Source organism: Stenotrophomonas sp. S4 (assembly GCF_054187805.2).
In genome coordinates this window covers 4,074,913-4,088,068 of record NZ_CM196188.1, presented here as the reverse complement: position 1 = coordinate 4,088,068, position 13,156 = coordinate 4,074,913, and the positions used below count along the sequence as shown (strand labels likewise).

Annotated in this window: 13 protein-coding genes; 7 read left to right on the top strand and 6 right to left on the bottom strand. The window is 66.5% G+C overall.

Features of this window, described 5'->3' with window-relative positions; all coding sequences use genetic code 11:
* Position 1 precedes the first annotated feature (1 nt).
* The 3 genes from ACUZUJ_RS18990 to hslU all read left to right on the top strand — a co-directional run bounded on the left by ACUZUJ_RS18990 (position 2) and on the right by hslU (position 2,403).
* On the top strand, positions 2 to 202 hold the full coding sequence (locus tag ACUZUJ_RS18990) for a DUF3079 domain-containing protein (RefSeq protein ID WP_458220707.1): 201 nt from the start codon (positions 2 to 4) through the stop codon (positions 200 to 202).
* Positions 203 to 374: 172 nt separating this feature from the next.
* Positions 375 to 926 carry an ATP-dependent protease subunit HslV gene (gene hslV / locus ACUZUJ_RS18985; RefSeq protein WP_005411093.1) on the top strand — a complete coding sequence of 184 codons (552 nt, stop codon included), beginning with the start codon at positions 375 to 377 and terminating at the stop codon, positions 924 to 926.
* A gap of 103 nt (positions 927 to 1,029) precedes the next feature.
* Positions 1,030 to 2,403: an ATP-dependent protease ATPase subunit HslU gene (hslU, locus tag ACUZUJ_RS18980; RefSeq protein ID WP_014038532.1), complete on the top strand. Its 1,374-nt coding sequence runs from the start codon at positions 1,030 to 1,032 to the stop codon at positions 2,401 to 2,403.
* A gap of 95 nt (positions 2,404 to 2,498) precedes the next feature.
* Here the strand turns inward: hslU and ACUZUJ_RS18975 are convergent, their stop codons facing one another.
* Positions 2,499 to 3,491 carry a Gfo/Idh/MocA family protein gene (locus ACUZUJ_RS18975; protein WP_458220708.1) on the bottom strand — a complete coding sequence of 331 codons (993 nt, stop codon included), beginning with the start codon at positions 3,489 to 3,491 and terminating at the stop codon, positions 2,499 to 2,501.
* A gap of 45 nt (positions 3,492 to 3,536) precedes the next feature.
* Positions 3,537 to 4,196: an efflux transporter SmeDEF transcriptional repressor SmeT gene (smeT, locus tag ACUZUJ_RS18970; RefSeq protein WP_005419430.1), complete on the bottom strand. Its 660-nt coding sequence runs from the start codon at positions 4,194 to 4,196 to the stop codon at positions 3,537 to 3,539.
* A gap of 227 nt (positions 4,197 to 4,423) precedes the next feature.
* Here smeT and smeD point away from each other — a divergent pair, with 227 nt between their 5' ends.
* Genes smeD through smeF form a run of 3 tightly spaced genes read left to right on the top strand, consistent with a single transcriptional unit; the run spans position 4,424 to position 10,201 of the window.
* Positions 4,424 to 5,608 carry a multidrug efflux RND transporter periplasmic adaptor subunit SmeD gene (gene smeD, locus ACUZUJ_RS18965; RefSeq protein ID WP_135967709.1) on the top strand — a complete coding sequence of 395 codons (1,185 nt, stop codon included), beginning with the start codon at positions 4,424 to 4,426 and terminating at the stop codon, positions 5,606 to 5,608.
* A gap of 12 nt (positions 5,609 to 5,620) precedes the next feature.
* Complete coding sequence (smeE, locus tag ACUZUJ_RS18960; RefSeq protein ID WP_101766098.1) at positions 5,621 to 8,743, top strand: multidrug efflux RND transporter permease subunit SmeE; 3,123 nt, start codon at positions 5,621 to 5,623, stop codon at positions 8,741 to 8,743.
* A gap of 57 nt (positions 8,744 to 8,800) precedes the next feature.
* Entirely contained in the window at positions 8,801 to 10,201 is a 1,401-nt protein-coding gene (gene smeF, locus ACUZUJ_RS18955) for a multidrug efflux RND transporter outer membrane subunit SmeF (RefSeq protein ID WP_458220890.1), read from the top strand.
* Between the two features lie 82 nt (positions 10,202 to 10,283).
* Here the strand turns inward: smeF and ACUZUJ_RS18950 are convergent, their stop codons facing one another.
* The 4 genes from ACUZUJ_RS18950 to ACUZUJ_RS18935 all read right to left on the bottom strand — a co-directional run bounded on the left by ACUZUJ_RS18950 (position 10,284) and on the right by ACUZUJ_RS18935 (position 12,096).
* The gene (locus ACUZUJ_RS18950; protein WP_014038527.1) at positions 10,284 to 10,706 is read right to left on the bottom strand and encodes a low affinity iron permease family protein; all 423 of its coding nucleotides are present in this window, start codon (positions 10,704 to 10,706) and stop codon (positions 10,284 to 10,286) included.
* Positions 10,707 to 10,782: 76 nt separating this feature from the next.
* Complete coding sequence (locus tag ACUZUJ_RS18945) at positions 10,783 to 11,109, bottom strand: hypothetical protein (RefSeq protein ID WP_014038526.1); 327 nt, start codon at positions 11,107 to 11,109, stop codon at positions 10,783 to 10,785.
* A 74-nt stretch (positions 11,110 to 11,183) separates the two neighbouring features.
* Positions 11,184 to 11,444, bottom strand: coding sequence for a hypothetical protein (locus ACUZUJ_RS18940; RefSeq protein WP_014038525.1), 261 nt, complete (start codon positions 11,442 to 11,444; stop codon positions 11,184 to 11,186).
* Positions 11,445 to 11,643: 199 nt separating this feature from the next.
* Complete coding sequence (locus ACUZUJ_RS18935) at positions 11,644 to 12,096, bottom strand: nucleoside deaminase (RefSeq protein WP_005419409.1); 453 nt, start codon at positions 12,094 to 12,096, stop codon at positions 11,644 to 11,646.
* An 81-nt stretch (positions 12,097 to 12,177) separates the two neighbouring features.
* Between ACUZUJ_RS18935 and ubiE the strand changes: the two genes are divergently transcribed.
* Positions 12,178 to 12,939, top strand: coding sequence for a bifunctional demethylmenaquinone methyltransferase/2-methoxy-6-polyprenyl-1,4-benzoquinol methylase UbiE (gene ubiE, locus ACUZUJ_RS18930; RefSeq protein ID WP_006471026.1), 762 nt, complete (start codon positions 12,178 to 12,180; stop codon positions 12,937 to 12,939).
* Positions 12,940 to 13,156: the final 217 nt, after the last annotated feature.

Genomic DNA, 13,156 nt, shown 5'->3' with positions numbered 1-13,156 from the left:
CATGGCGAAGCCCATACCGTTGCATCCCACACACCCCGAGCGCATCTGCTGGGGCTGCGACCGTTACTGCGCCGCTGAAGCGCTGGCCTGCGGCAATGGCTCCGGGCGCACCCAGCATCCGATCGAGACGCAGGGTGAAGACTGGTACCTCGCCTGGGGCATCGAGCCGAATCCGGACCGGCCTTCGCAGGCAAAACGTTGAACGGCAGGCGTTCCACGTCCGGGCGGCGGGGTCCGCGCGCATTGCGATGCGCTCGTTGGAACGGCGCCCTCTGTCCATGGGGCGCGGCCAAGCGCTGAACGGCAGCCATCCGCGCAGGCTTGATCGCACCCGGCGCTGTCCCCATGTCCCGTGAACAGCTATCGGAGGCCGCATGGACCCCAGTCAGAACCCCAACGTTTTCCACGCCACCACCATCGTCTGCGTCCGTCGCGGCGAGCACGTGGCCATTGCCGGCGACGGCCAGGTCACGCTGGGCCACACCGTGATGAAGGGCAATGCGCGCAAGGTGCGCCGCCTCGGTCGTGATGGCCAGGTGCTTGCCGGCTTCGCCGGTGCCGCCGCCGATGCCTTCACCCTGTTCGAACTGTTCGAGGCCAAGCTGGAAAAGCACGGCCAGCTGCAGCGCGCCGCGGTCGAGCTGGCCAAGGATTGGCGCACCGAGCGCCGCCTCGGCAAGCTTGAGGCCCTGCTGGCGGTGGCCGACAAGGAAACCTCGCTGATCATCAGCGGCACCGGTGATGTGATCGAGCCGGAGGACGGCATCATCGCCATCGGTTCCGGTGGTTCCTACGCACTCTCGGCCGCGCGCGCACTGATGGCGCACACCGAACTGGATGCGCGCACCATCGCCAGCGAAGCGATCGGCATCGCCGGCGACATCTGCATCTACACCAACCGCAACGTGGTGGTCGAGGAGCTGTGAGGGTTGTGCCGGCCGATGGCCGGCAACCTCATGAGCCCGGACACACGTGCCTGGTTGCCGGCCAGCGGCCGGCACAACCGACAACGCATTCGTGAGCACATCCATGTCGAAGATCGAAGTTTCCTCCGCCACCATGACCCCGCGCGAGATCGTGCAGGAACTGGACCGGCACATCGTCGGCCAGCACGACGCCAAGCGCGCCGTGGCGATCGCCCTGCGCAACCGCTGGCGCCGCATGCAGCTGGTGCCTGAGCTGCGCAATGAAGTGATGCCGAAGAACATCCTGATGATCGGCCCGACCGGCGTCGGCAAGACCGAGATCGCACGTCGCCTGGCCACCCTGGCCAACGCGCCGTTCGTGAAGGTCGAAGCGACCCGCTTCACCGAAGTCGGCTACGTCGGCAAGGACGTCGAGCAGATCATCCGCGACCTGGCCGATACCGCGGTCAAGCTGTACCGCGAACAGGCCAAGGTGCGCGTGCGTACCCAGGCCGAAGAGCGTGCCGAAGACCGTATCCTCGATGCGCTGCTGCCGCGCCGCAGCGGTGGCATCGGTTTTGATCCGGAAGTCGCCCGCAACGAACCGTCGGCGCAGGACAACGAGACCCGCATCAAGTTCCGCAAGATGCTGCGCAATGGTGAGCTGGACGAACGCGAGATCGAACTCGACCTGGCTGCCAACGTCAGCATGGACATCATGACCCCGCCGGGTATGGAGGAAATGGGCCAGCAGCTGAAGTCGATGTTCGCCAACCTTGGCGGCGGCGCCAAGGCGCACAAGCGCACGCTGACCATCAAGGCTGCACGTCCGCTGCTGATCGAGGAAGAAGCCGGCAAGCTGGTCAACGAGGACGACATCCGCACTGCCGCGATCGAGGCCTGCGAGCAGCACGGCATCGTCTTCATCGACGAGATCGACAAGGTCGCCAAGCGTGGTGACAACGTGGGTGGTGGCGACGTGTCCCGCGAAGGCGTGCAGCGCGACCTGCTGCCGCTGGTGGAAGGCTCCAACGTGTCGACCAAGTACGGCACGATCAAGACCGACCACATCCTGTTCATTGCTTCGGGCGCGTTCCACCTGGCCAAGCCCAGCGATCTGATTCCGGAGCTGCAGGGCCGCTTCCCGATCCGCGTTGAACTGGGAGCGCTGAGCAAGGGTGATTTCGTGCGCATCCTGACCGAGCCGAAGGCCGCGCTGACCAAGCAGTACGAAGCACTGCTGGCCACCGAAGGCGTCAAGGTCAGCTTTACCGCCGACGCCATCGATCGCCTGGCCGAGATCGCCTTCCAGGTGAATGAGCGCCAGGAAAACATCGGTGCGCGTCGCCTGCATACGGTGCTGGAGCGCCTGCTGGATTCACTCAGCTACGAAGCGCCGGACCGCGACGGCGAAACCCTGGCCATCGACAGCGCCTATGTCGATGCGCATCTGGGTGAGCTGGTGCAGGACCCGGACCTGAGCCGCTACATCCTGTAACGCCCGATGGGGTCGGATCCCTCGCCGTGGCGAGGGCTCTGACCCGCTCGCTGCAACAGAAAAGGCCGCCGCAAGGCGGCCTTTTTCCTGTGCGGTCAGCGTGATTGCCGCGCGCGGTAGGCCTGCAGCACCTGGTCGATCACCGCACTGGTGCGGGCGGCGCTGATGCCGTTCGAGGGCGAGCGCCCGTTGCCGCGCAGTTCGTCCACGAGGGAGGCAATCAACGGTTGCTGGATCGACGGCGGGTTGGGGATGTCGAACGTCTGCACACCGGCTTCGGTTTCCAGCTCCATCGGAACGTCCTCGAAGGTGGCAAAGCGCAGCTGCCCACGGTCGCCGGTGATCTCGATCTCATCCTGGCGGCGGAACGCGCAGAAGCTCCATTGCGCGATGCCGTGAGCACCCGTCCCGGTGCGGAAGCACATCGAGACGCTGTCCTCGGCGGCGTAGGCGCCGGTCAACGAACTGGCTAGGCCACGCACATCGCTCAGCGGCCCCAGCAGATGATCCAGCAGGTCCAGGGTGTGCGAGCCCAGGTCGACGAACAGGCCGCCGCCGGCGATCGCCGGATTGGTCCGCCAGAAGTCAGGCGATGCGGCATTCGCCGAATGCGGCCGATGCAGGGTCGCGCGCACGCTGCGCGGCGTGCCGATCGCGCCGCTGTCCAGCAACTGCTTCACCTGTGCGAAGCGGGGCAGGGCGCGGCGGTAGTAGGCCACGAACACCGGTACGCCGCTGCGGGCGCTGGCTTCAATGATGCGCTGGCACTCGCCGTGGTCCATGGCCATCGGCTTTTCGATATAGACCGGCTTGCCCGCGGCAATCGCCTGCAATGCGTACTGCATGTGCGTGGAGGGCGGTGTTGCGACGTACACCGCGTTCACCTCCGGATCGGCGATGAGTGCATCGGCGTCCGCGTACCAGCGGGGAATCGCATGGCGCCGCGCATAATCCTCGGCCAATGCGGCATTGCGGCGCATGACCGCTGCCACCCGCGAGCCGGGTATGCTGGCCAGGGCGGGGCCGCTCTTCTTCTCGGTGACGCTGCCGCAGCCGATGAAGCCCCATACCACGTTGTCCAGGATCATCGATCTGTCCTCACATGGGTGCCGCGGTGGCGGCAGCAACGCCGCTCATGCTTCCGGCAACGGCTCGGGCACCGTTCCGGGAACGAACACGCCATCCTTCACGTAGGCGGCCAGGGTCATGTCCAGCGCGAGCATGCCATCGCGCTTGAGGTCCATCAGTTCCGGTTCGACCATCGCGCCATGCAGTACGCCCAGCACGGTAGCGTGCAGCATGCGCGCGGCGATCTTGGGGTCGGCGCCTTCGCGCAGCTGGCCCAGATCGCGGGCGCGGCGCAGGGCGCGCTCCATCCGGTCCAGCGCATCGCGGAATCCGGCCTGCTGCATCTCGGTCAGCACCTTGGTGTCAGCCGACGCATCGCTGCGCAGCATGATTTCCATGGTCTTGCGCAGGCGCTCGTCCTCGGACAGCTCGATGAACGAGTGGATCATTACCGCGCGCAGGTCGTGCACCGGGGTGTCGCGCTGGTCGGTGGAGGTGCGCTCCAGTTCCTGCATGAAGGGCAGGTGCACGCGCTCGACGATCGCGGCCAGCACCTCGCTCTTGTTCTTGAAGTGCCAGTAGACCGCGCCACGGGTGTAGCCGGCGCGGGCACCGATCATCTCCAGCGTGGTACGGGCCACGCCGTGTTCATGGAAGCAGGCTTCGGCGGCGTCAAGGATGCCTTCCCGGGTTGCCTGGGTGTCCTCTTTGGTCTTGCGGGCCATGGGTGTGGGTACGAGTGCGGGTGAAACGTGGCTGAATTGTACCGGTTTACAAACAAACAAGCATGTATGTATATTTCGCACCCATCATTCCCGTCGTGTGCGTGGCAGGCCGGTCCGGCTCCCACTCCACCCGGGTGGGCGCGATCTGTGGGGCTTTCACCGGAACAAGGGGAAGTCCAGCGGTATCAGCCCCCTCTGAGATTCCTTCCTCCAAGAGCCTTTCCGTCATGTTGCTGAGCCGAATCCGACCCTTTGCACTGTCGCTGGCAATCGCCGCGACCGTGGCTGCCTGCGGCGGCCAACCCCAGGCCCCCGAACAGGGCCCGGGTGACGTCACCGTGGTCACGCTGAAGTCCGAGACCGTGGGCCTGACCCGCGAACTGCCGGGACGTACCAATGCCTTCCTGGTCGCCGAAGTGCGCCCGCAGGTCAACGGCATCGTCGCCAAGCGCCTGTTCACCGAGGGCGGTATGGTCAAGGCCGGCGAGCCGCTGTACCAGCTCGACGACGCCAGCTACCGGGCCCAGGCCAACAACGCCCGCGCCCAGCTGGCCCGCGCCGAAGCCACCGCCAATGCCGCCCGCCTGAGTGCCAAGCGCATCACCGAGCTGGCCAAGGTCGATGCGGTCAGCCAGCAGGACCTGGAAAACGCCGTGGCCGCGCAGAAGCAGGCCGAGGCTGACGTCGGGGCCGCCAAGGCTTCGCTGGATGCGGCCAACGTCACCCTGGGCTACGCCCGCATCACCGCGCCGATCAGCGGCCGCATCGGCAAGTCCAGCGTCACCCAGGGTGCGCTGGTCAGCGCCGGCCAGGCCAATGCGCTGGCCACCGTGCAGCAGCTGGACCCGATCTATGTCGACCTGACCCAGTCCTCGGCCGAGCTGCTGCAGCTGCGCCGCGAACTGGCCGCCGGCCGCCTGCAGGACAACCAGACCCTGCCGGTCAGCATCCTGATGGAAGACGGCAGCACCTTCGAGCACAAGGGCACGCTGGAGTTCTCCGAAGTCAGCGTCGATCCGACCACCGGCAGCTTCGGCCTGCGCGTGAAGGTGGACAACCCGGACGGCCTGCTGATGCCGGGCATGTACGTGCGTGCGGTGATCGGCGGTGGCGTGCGCAGCGACGCGGTGCTGGTCCCGATGCAGGGCATCGCCCGCGATCCGAAGGGCGACACCACGGCGATGGTGGTCGACAAGGACAACAAGGTCGAAGTGCGCCCGGTCAAGGTCAGCCGCACGGTCGGCGACAAGTGGCTGGTCGAGGACGGTCTGAAGGCTGGTGACAAGGTCATCGTCGAAGGCCTGCAGAAGATCGGCCCCGGCATGCCGGTCAAGGCCACCGAGAAGGGCGCTGCGCCGGCCAAGCCGGCAGCGGCCGCCCAGCCTGCCGCCCCGGCCGGCGACGCGAAGTAAGCGGAGAACCCCATGGCACGCTTTTTCATCGATCGACCCATCTTCGCGTGGGTGATCGCCATCATCATCATGCTCGCCGGCGGCCTGGCCCTGTTCAAGCTGCCGGTCTCGATGTACCCCAACGTCGCACCGCCGGCGGTGGAAATCAGCGCCACCTACCCGGGTGCATCGGCCAAGGTGGTCGAGGACTCGGTGACGCAGATCATCGAGCAGAACATGAAGGGCCTTGATGGCCTGATCTACTTCTCCTCCAACAGCTCGTCCAACGGCCAGGCCACCATCACCCTGACCTTCGAGAGCGGCACCAACCCGGACATCGCCCAGGTGCAGGTGCAGAACAAGCTGCAGCTGGCCATGCCGCTGCTGCCGCAGGAAGTGCAGCGGCAGGGCATCAACGTGGCCAAGTCCAGCTCGGGCTTCCTGAACGTCATCGCGTTCGTGTCCGAGAACGGCAGCATGGACGCCAACGACATCGCCGACTACGTCGGTTCCAATGTCGTCGACCGTCTCAGCCGCGTGCCGGGCGTGGGCAACATCCAGGTGTTCGGTGGCAAGTACGCCATGCGCATCTGGCTGGACCCGAACAAGCTGCACACCTATGGCCTGTCGGTGCCGGAAGTGACCGCCGCGATCAAGGCGCAGAACGCCCAGGTGGCGATCGGCCAGCTCGGCGGTGCGCCGTCGGTGAAGGGCCAGCAGCTCAACGCCACGATCAACGCGCAGTCGCGCCTGCAGACCCCGGAACAGTTCCGCAACATCATCGTGCGCGGCGCGCAGGATGGTGCCGAACTGCGCCTGGGCGATGTCGCCCGCGTCGAGCTGGGTGCCGAGTCCTACGACTTCGTCACCCGCTACAACGGCCAGCCGGCCAGCGGCCTGGCGGTCACCCTGGCCACCGGCGCCAACGCGCTTGATACCGCAGCCGGCGTGGATGCCGCGCTGCAGGACATGAAGAGCTTCTTCCCGGCCGGCCTGAAGGCCGAGATCCCGTACGACACCACCCCGTTCGTGCGCGTGTCGATCAAGGGCGTGGTGCAGACCCTGATCGAAGCGATCGTGCTGGTGTTCGTGGTGATGTACCTGTTCCTGCAGAACTTCCGCGCCACCCTGATCCCGACCATCGCCGTGCCGGTGGTGCTGCTGGGTACCTTCGGCGTGCTGGCGATGCTGGGCTTCTCGGTGAACATGCTGACCATGTTCGCGATGGTGCTGGCGATCGGCCTGCTGGTGGACGATGCCATCGTGGTGGTGGAGAACGTCGAGCGCATCATGTCCGAGGAAGGGCTGTCGCCGCTCGAAGCGACCCGCAAGTCGATGGGCCAGATCACCGGCGCACTGGTGGGTATCGGCCTGGTGCTGTCGGCGGTGTTCGTGCCGATGGCTTTCATGAGCGGCTCCACCGGTGTGATCTATCGCCAGTTCTCGGCCACGATTGTCTCTGCGATGGCGTTGTCGGTGCTGGTGGCGATCGTGCTGACGCCTGCGCTGTGCGCGACCATGCTCAAGCCGCTGAAGAAGGGTGAGCACCACGTCGCCCACCGCGGCCTGGCCGGTCGTTTCTTCAACGGCTTCAACCGCGGCTTCGACCGCACCAGCGAAAGCTACCAGCGCGGCGTGCGCGGCATCATCCACCGTCCGTGGCGCTTCATGGGCATCGTGGCGGCGCTGTTCGTGCTGATGGGCGTGCTGTTCGTGCGCCTGCCCAGCTCGTTCCTGCCCAACGAAGACCAGGGTGTGCTGATGGCGCTGGTGCAGGCCCCGGTCGGCGCCACCCAGGAACGTACGCTGGAATCGATCGCGGCACTGGAAAACCACTTCCTGCAGAACGAGAAGGATGCGGTGGACTCGGTGTTCTCGGTGCAGGGCTTCAGCTTCGCCGGCATGGGCCAGAACGCCGGCATGGCCTTCGTCAAGCTGAAGGACTGGAGCGAGCGTGACGCCAACAATGGCGTGATGCCGATCACCGGTCGTGCGATGGCGGCACTGGGACAGATCAAGGATGCCTTCATCTTTGCCTTCCCGCCGCCGGCCATTCCGGAACTGGGTACCGCTTCGGGCTACACCTTCTTCCTGAAGGACAACAGCGGCCAGGGTCACGAGGCACTGGTCGCCGCGCGCAACCAGCTGCTGGGCCTCGCCGCCGGCAGCAAGAAGCTGGCCAACGTGCGCCCGAACGGCCAGGAAGACACGCCGCAGTTCCGCATCGATATCGACGCGGCCAAGGCGACCTCGCTGGGGCTGTCGATCGACCAGATCAACGGCACGCTGGCCGCCGCGTGGGGCAGCTCGTACATCGATGACTTCGTCGATCGCGGCCGCGTCAAGCGTGTGTTCGTGCAGGCCGACCAGGCGTTCCGCATGGTGCCGGAGGACTTCGATCTCTGGTCCGTGAAGAACGACAAGGGCGAGATGGTGCCGTTCAGTGCGTTTGCCACCAAGCACTGGGACTACGGCTCGCCGCGCCTGGAACGCTACAACGGCGTGTCGGCGATGGAAATCCAGGGTGAACCGGCCCCGGGCGTGGCCTCCGGTGATGCCATGGCCGAGATCGAACAGCTGGCCAAGCAGCTGCCGCAGGGCTTCGGCATCGAGTGGACGGCGATGTCCTACCAGGAACGCCAGGCCGGCTCGCAGACGCCGCTGCTGTACACGCTGTCGCTGATGATCGTGTTCCTGTGCCTGGCCGCGATGTACGAAAGCTGGAGCGTGCCGACCGCGGTGCTGCTGGCGGCCCCGCTGGGTATCCTCGGCGCGGTGCTGGCCAACACCTTCAAGGGCCTGGAGCGCGACATCTACTTCCAGGTGGCGATGCTGACCACGGTGGGCCTGACCAGCAAGAACGCGATCCTGATCGTCGAGTTCGCCAAGGAAAACCTGGAGAAGGGCGCCAGCCTGATCGAGTCGATCATGCACGCCGTACGTGACCGCCTGCGCCCGATCGTGATGACCTCGCTGGCCTTCGGCATGGGCGTGGTACCGCTGGCGATCTCCACCGGTGCCGGCTCCGGCGCCAAGCAGGCGATCGGCACCGGCGTGCTCGGCGGCATGATCGTCGGCACCGTGCTCGGCGTGTTCTTCGTACCGCTGTTCTTCGTGGTGGTGCAGCGCCTGTTCAAGCGCAAATCCTCGACGTAAGCGAAACGGTCGTGCCGGCCGCTGGCCGGCACGACCTCCTGCCATCCGGCAGTACCGATGGAAGTCATTCCCATGAAAAGTGCATCCCTGTTCCTTTCCATCGCCGCCGCGCTCGCGCTGGGCGGCTGCTCCACCCTGGCACCGAAGGACACCGCCGTCGCTCCGGCCATTCCGGCGCAGTGGCCGGCCGAGGCCACGCAGGGCCAGGTGGCCGATGTTGCCGCCGTTGGCTGGCGCGATTTCTTCACCGACGCGCGCCTGCAGCAGGTGATCGACCAGTCGCTGCAGAACAACCGCGACCTGCGCGTGGCCGTGCTCAACGTTGAACGCGCGCGCGGCCAGTACCGCGTGCAGCGCGCCGACCGCGTGCCCGGCGTGGCCGTCACCGGCCAGATGCAGCGCCAGGGCACCGACGCCGGTGTCACCGAGCAGTTCACCGCCGGTGTCGGCGTGGCCGAGTTCGAGCTCGACCTGTTCGGTCGCGTGCGCAACCTCAGCGAGGCGGCACTGCAGCAGTACTTCGCCGTGGCTGCCAACCGCCGCAACGCGCAGCTGAGCCTGGTGGCCGAGACCGCGACGGCGTGGCTGACCTATGGCGCCGATGCGCAGCGGCTGAAGATCGCCGACGCCACGCTGAAGACCTACGAGGACTCGCTGCGCCTGGCCGAAGCCCGCCACGAGCGTGGTGGCAGTTCGGCGCTGGAGCTGACCCAGACCCGTACCCTGGTCGAGACCGCGCGCACCGATGCCGCGCGCCTGCGCGGGCAGCTGGCCCAGGACCGCAACGCACTGGCGCTGCTGGCCGGTGGCCAGCTGGATCCGGCGCTGCTGCCGGACAGCATCGAACCGCAGCTGCTGGCGCTGGCACCGCCGCCGGCCGGCCTGCCCAGCGACGTGCTGCTGCAGCGCCCGGACATCATGGCCGCCGAACACCAGCTGCTGGCGGCCAACGCCAACATCGGCGCGGCACGTGCGGCGTTCTTCCCGAGCATCTCGCTGACCGGCAGCATCGGCAGCGGCTCGAGCGAACTGTCCAACCTGTTCGACAGCGGCACCCGCGTGTGGAGCTTCCTGCCGAAGATCACCCTGCCGATCTTCCAGGGTGGCAAGCTGCGCGCCAACCTGGCCATCGCCAACGCGGACCGTGACATCGCGCTGGCGCAGTACGAGAAGTCGATCCAGGTGGGCTTCCGCGAAACCGCCGATGCGCTGGCATTGAATGTCAGCCTGGATGAGCAGGTGAGTTCACAGCAGCGCCTGGTGGAAGCGGCCGAACAGGCCAACCGCCTGTCGCAGGCGCGCTACGACGCTGGCCTGGACAGCTTCGTGACCCTGCTTGATGCGCGGCGTACCGCCTACAACGCGCAGCAGACCCAGCTGCAGGCGCAGCTGGCGCAGCAGGCCAACCGCATCACCCTGTACAAGGTGCTGGGTGGCGGCTGGCACGAGCGCAGCTGAGAGAAGCCGGCCAGCGGCCGGCTCTACCCGGATGATCGATGGTAGTGCCGGCCGCTGGCCGGCAGTGTCATTCCAGGGCCAGCTACACCGCCTCATCGTCGCGCCGCGCCACATGGCAGGCGCGCACCCGCGCCAGCGCGTCGCCGGCTTCGCGGGCCATCTGCTCGTACTCGCGGCGGATCTCTTCCAGCCGCTCTTCGTCCAGTTCTTCCAGATCCAACAGTTCGTTGTTGGCCTCTGCGGTGGCACGGATCAGCTCGTCGAGCTTGATCTGCATCGCGGCGGTATCCGCGTTCTGCGTGTGCTGGATCAGGAACACCATCAGGAAGGTGATGATGGTGGTACCGGTGTTGATCACCAGCTGCCAGGTGTCGTTGAAACCGAACACCGGACCGCTGATGCCCCAGATCACCACGATCGCTACCGCAGCCAGGAAGGTCCACGGCGAACCGGTGGCGGCCGCGGCCTTCTTGGCGATCGTATTGAACAGATTGCGTGCTTTCATCGTCGTCGTCCCACTCAGGTGACGAGGATGATCGGCAGTGGCTCGTGCAGGGGCCGTGCAGCCGTCGCGAGGCAGCTCAGGCGCGCAGGCGCGGCGCGTCCTGCAGGCGCACCGGGCTGGTCTGGTAGACGTGCTGCCAGCAACGGTCGACGAATTCGCGGGCCTGGGCTTCGCTCAGGCGCGGCATGATCTGCAGTGCGTACTGGGTCTGGAACATCTCGTCGCGCTGCGCATTGCTGGCGCGCGGCTGGGTGATCAGCGAATCGCAGGCAAACTTGATCCATGGCACGTACGAGCCGAACGAGTTGTGCGGCAGTGCGCCGTCGGCATGCTGGCGGCGCCAGTGGTCAAGTTCGGCGTCAACGTTGATGACCGGGGGAATGGTGGGGACTTCGGCGTGCATGTCGATCCAATCGGTTGAAGTGGATGGGAGTGGGGGTTCATCGCAGTGTGGCGTATGCGCCGGTGCAAGCCGTGTCAGCGCGGCGTGGAGCCGGCGTTGCGATTGCCTATCAATTGCGCGTGCTCGACCGCACCGAGGTCTTCGGCGATGTCGGCCATCGCGTTGCACAGGCGCTCATGGTCGAGCGGATGGCCACGTACCAGTTCCAGCTGCAGGCCCTGGTAGGCGGTCCAGAACAGCGCGCCGCGCTGGTGCAGCGCGTACTGCTGCTGCAGGCGTTCGCGGATGGCATCGAGAACCGGGTCGGGCGTAGGGCGAACGGCGTGCGCGCACATGGCTGGCTCCGCCGGGGGGAGAAGGCCCCGGTAACCCCACCCTAGGCGCGTTGCCCGGGTGGGGTGTTACCGCTGTGTATGCAGGCCTGGCAGCTGACTGTGCACGGGTTCACGGCAATGGCCGCAAACGCTGCCGGCACAAGGGTGTGCTGGCACTGAAGCGTTCATTAAGCGGGTTCAACAGTATGCTGCGTGGTGCTCATTCACCGATGTCTTCGTTCCAGATATCCGGATGACGGCTGATGAAATCGCCGAGCAGGTCGACGCATTCCTGGTTGTCCAGGTCGATCACGTTGACGCCGTTCTCGCGCAGCCAGTCGATGCCGCCCTGGAAGGTGCGCGATTCGCCCACCACCACGGTGCCGATGTTGAACTGGCGGACCAGGCCCGAGCAGTACCAGCACGGGGCCAGGGTGGTGACCATGATGGTGTCCTGGTAGCGGCGCTGGCGGCCGGCCTTGCGGAAGGCGTCGGTCTCGCCATGCACGGAGGGGTCGCCTTCCTGCACGCGGCGGTTGTGGCCACAGCCGAGCAGGCGGCCATCGTTGTGGTACAGCGCCGCGCCGATCGGTACGCCGCCTTCGGCCAGGCCCTGGCGGGCTTCGGCGATGGCGGTTTGCAGCAGGGCCTGGTAGTCGGGCGTGGTGATCATGCGGGGGCTCCGGTAAGTCGTGGCCCGCCATGATACGGGCAGGGGGTGCCGCTGGCCCCCGGCGATGCGATAATCGGGGCCATGAGCGAATCCCCCTACAAAGCCGGTACCACCCATTTCGGGTTCCGCGACGTCGCCGCCAAGGACAAGCAGAAGCTGGTCGGCCAGGTGTTCACCTCGGTCGCGCGTAACTACGACCTGATGAACGACCTGATGAGCCTGGGCGTGCACCGGGCGTGGAAGCGCTACTACGTGGCGACCGCGCAGGTGAAGCCGGGCGACCGCGTGCTCGACCTGGCCGGCGGCACCGGCGACATCGCCGCCCTGCTGAAGGAGCGCGTCGGCGCCGAGGGCTCGGTGGTGCTGGGCGACATCAACGCCGGCATGCTGTCGGTCGGCCGTGACCGCCTGACCAACCGCGGCCTGGTGCTCGGCCTGGACTACGTGCAGTGCAACGCCGAAGCCCTGCCGTTCCCGGACAACAGCTTCGACCTGGTCACGATTGCCTTTGGCCTGCGCAACGTGACCGACAAGGACGCTGGCCTGCGCGAGATGTACCGCGTGCTGAAGGTGGGCGGCCAGGCCCGCGTGCTGGAGTTCTCCGAAGTCACCGCGGACTGGTTCAAGCCGATCTACGACTTCCACTCGTTCAGGATCCTGCCCAAGCTGGGCAAGCTGTTCGCCAACGATTCGGACAGCTACCAATACCTGGCCGAGAGCATCCGCAAGCACCCACCGCAGGATGAACTGAAGGCGATGATGGGGCAGGCCGGTTTCGAGCGCTGCCACTACAAGAACCTGACCGGCGGCATCGTTTCGATCCACTCCGGCTACAAGCTGTAAAGCGTGTGGGGCCGCCGGGCATGGCCCGGCGCTACCTGTTCTGGTAGGTGCCAACCTTGGTTGGCACACGCTTGCACCGGGCGCTGACACATCCGTGCCAACCAAGGTTGGCACCTACCTGTGGATGCCGACCTTGGTTGGCATGTGCGGGAGGCGCAGGATCAGCCCCGCCCGCCATTACCCCGCACCGCGCAACGCCTGCGGGGCCGCAGGGAGG

What these genes read in the sequence shown, in the direction of transcription:
- ACUZUJ_RS18990 (WP_458220707.1), top strand. Translation starts at nt 2, where the DNA reads ATGGCGAAGCCCATACCGTTGCATCCCACACACCCCGAGCGCATCTGC.
- hslV (WP_005411093.1), top strand. Translation starts at nt 375, where the DNA reads ATGGACCCCAGTCAGAACCCCAACGTTTTCCACGCCACCACCATCGTC.
- hslU (WP_014038532.1), top strand. Translation starts at nt 1,030, where the DNA reads ATGTCGAAGATCGAAGTTTCCTCCGCCACCATGACCCCGCGCGAGATC.
- ACUZUJ_RS18975 (WP_458220708.1), bottom strand. Translation starts at nt 3,491, where the DNA reads ATGATCCTGGACAACGTGGTATGGGGCTTCATCGGCTGCGGCAGCGTC.
- smeT (WP_005419430.1), bottom strand. Translation starts at nt 4,196, where the DNA reads ATGGCCCGCAAGACCAAAGAGGACACCCAGGCAACCCGGGAAGGCATC.
- smeD (WP_135967709.1), top strand. Translation starts at nt 4,424, where the DNA reads ATGTTGCTGAGCCGAATCCGACCCTTTGCACTGTCGCTGGCAATCGCC.
- smeE (WP_101766098.1), top strand. Translation starts at nt 5,621, where the DNA reads ATGGCACGCTTTTTCATCGATCGACCCATCTTCGCGTGGGTGATCGCC.
- smeF (WP_458220890.1), top strand. Translation starts at nt 8,801, where the DNA reads ATGGAAGTCATTCCCATGAAAAGTGCATCCCTGTTCCTTTCCATCGCC.
- ACUZUJ_RS18950 (WP_014038527.1), bottom strand. Translation starts at nt 10,706, where the DNA reads ATGAAAGCACGCAATCTGTTCAATACGATCGCCAAGAAGGCCGCGGCC.
- ACUZUJ_RS18945 (WP_014038526.1), bottom strand. Translation starts at nt 11,109, where the DNA reads ATGCACGCCGAAGTCCCCACCATTCCCCCGGTCATCAACGTTGACGCC.
- ACUZUJ_RS18940 (WP_014038525.1), bottom strand. Translation starts at nt 11,444, where the DNA reads ATGTGCGCGCACGCCGTTCGCCCTACGCCCGACCCGGTTCTCGATGCC.
- ACUZUJ_RS18935 (WP_005419409.1), bottom strand. Translation starts at nt 12,096, where the DNA reads ATGATCACCACGCCCGACTACCAGGCCCTGCTGCAAACCGCCATCGCC.
- ubiE (WP_006471026.1), top strand. Translation starts at nt 12,178, where the DNA reads ATGAGCGAATCCCCCTACAAAGCCGGTACCACCCATTTCGGGTTCCGC.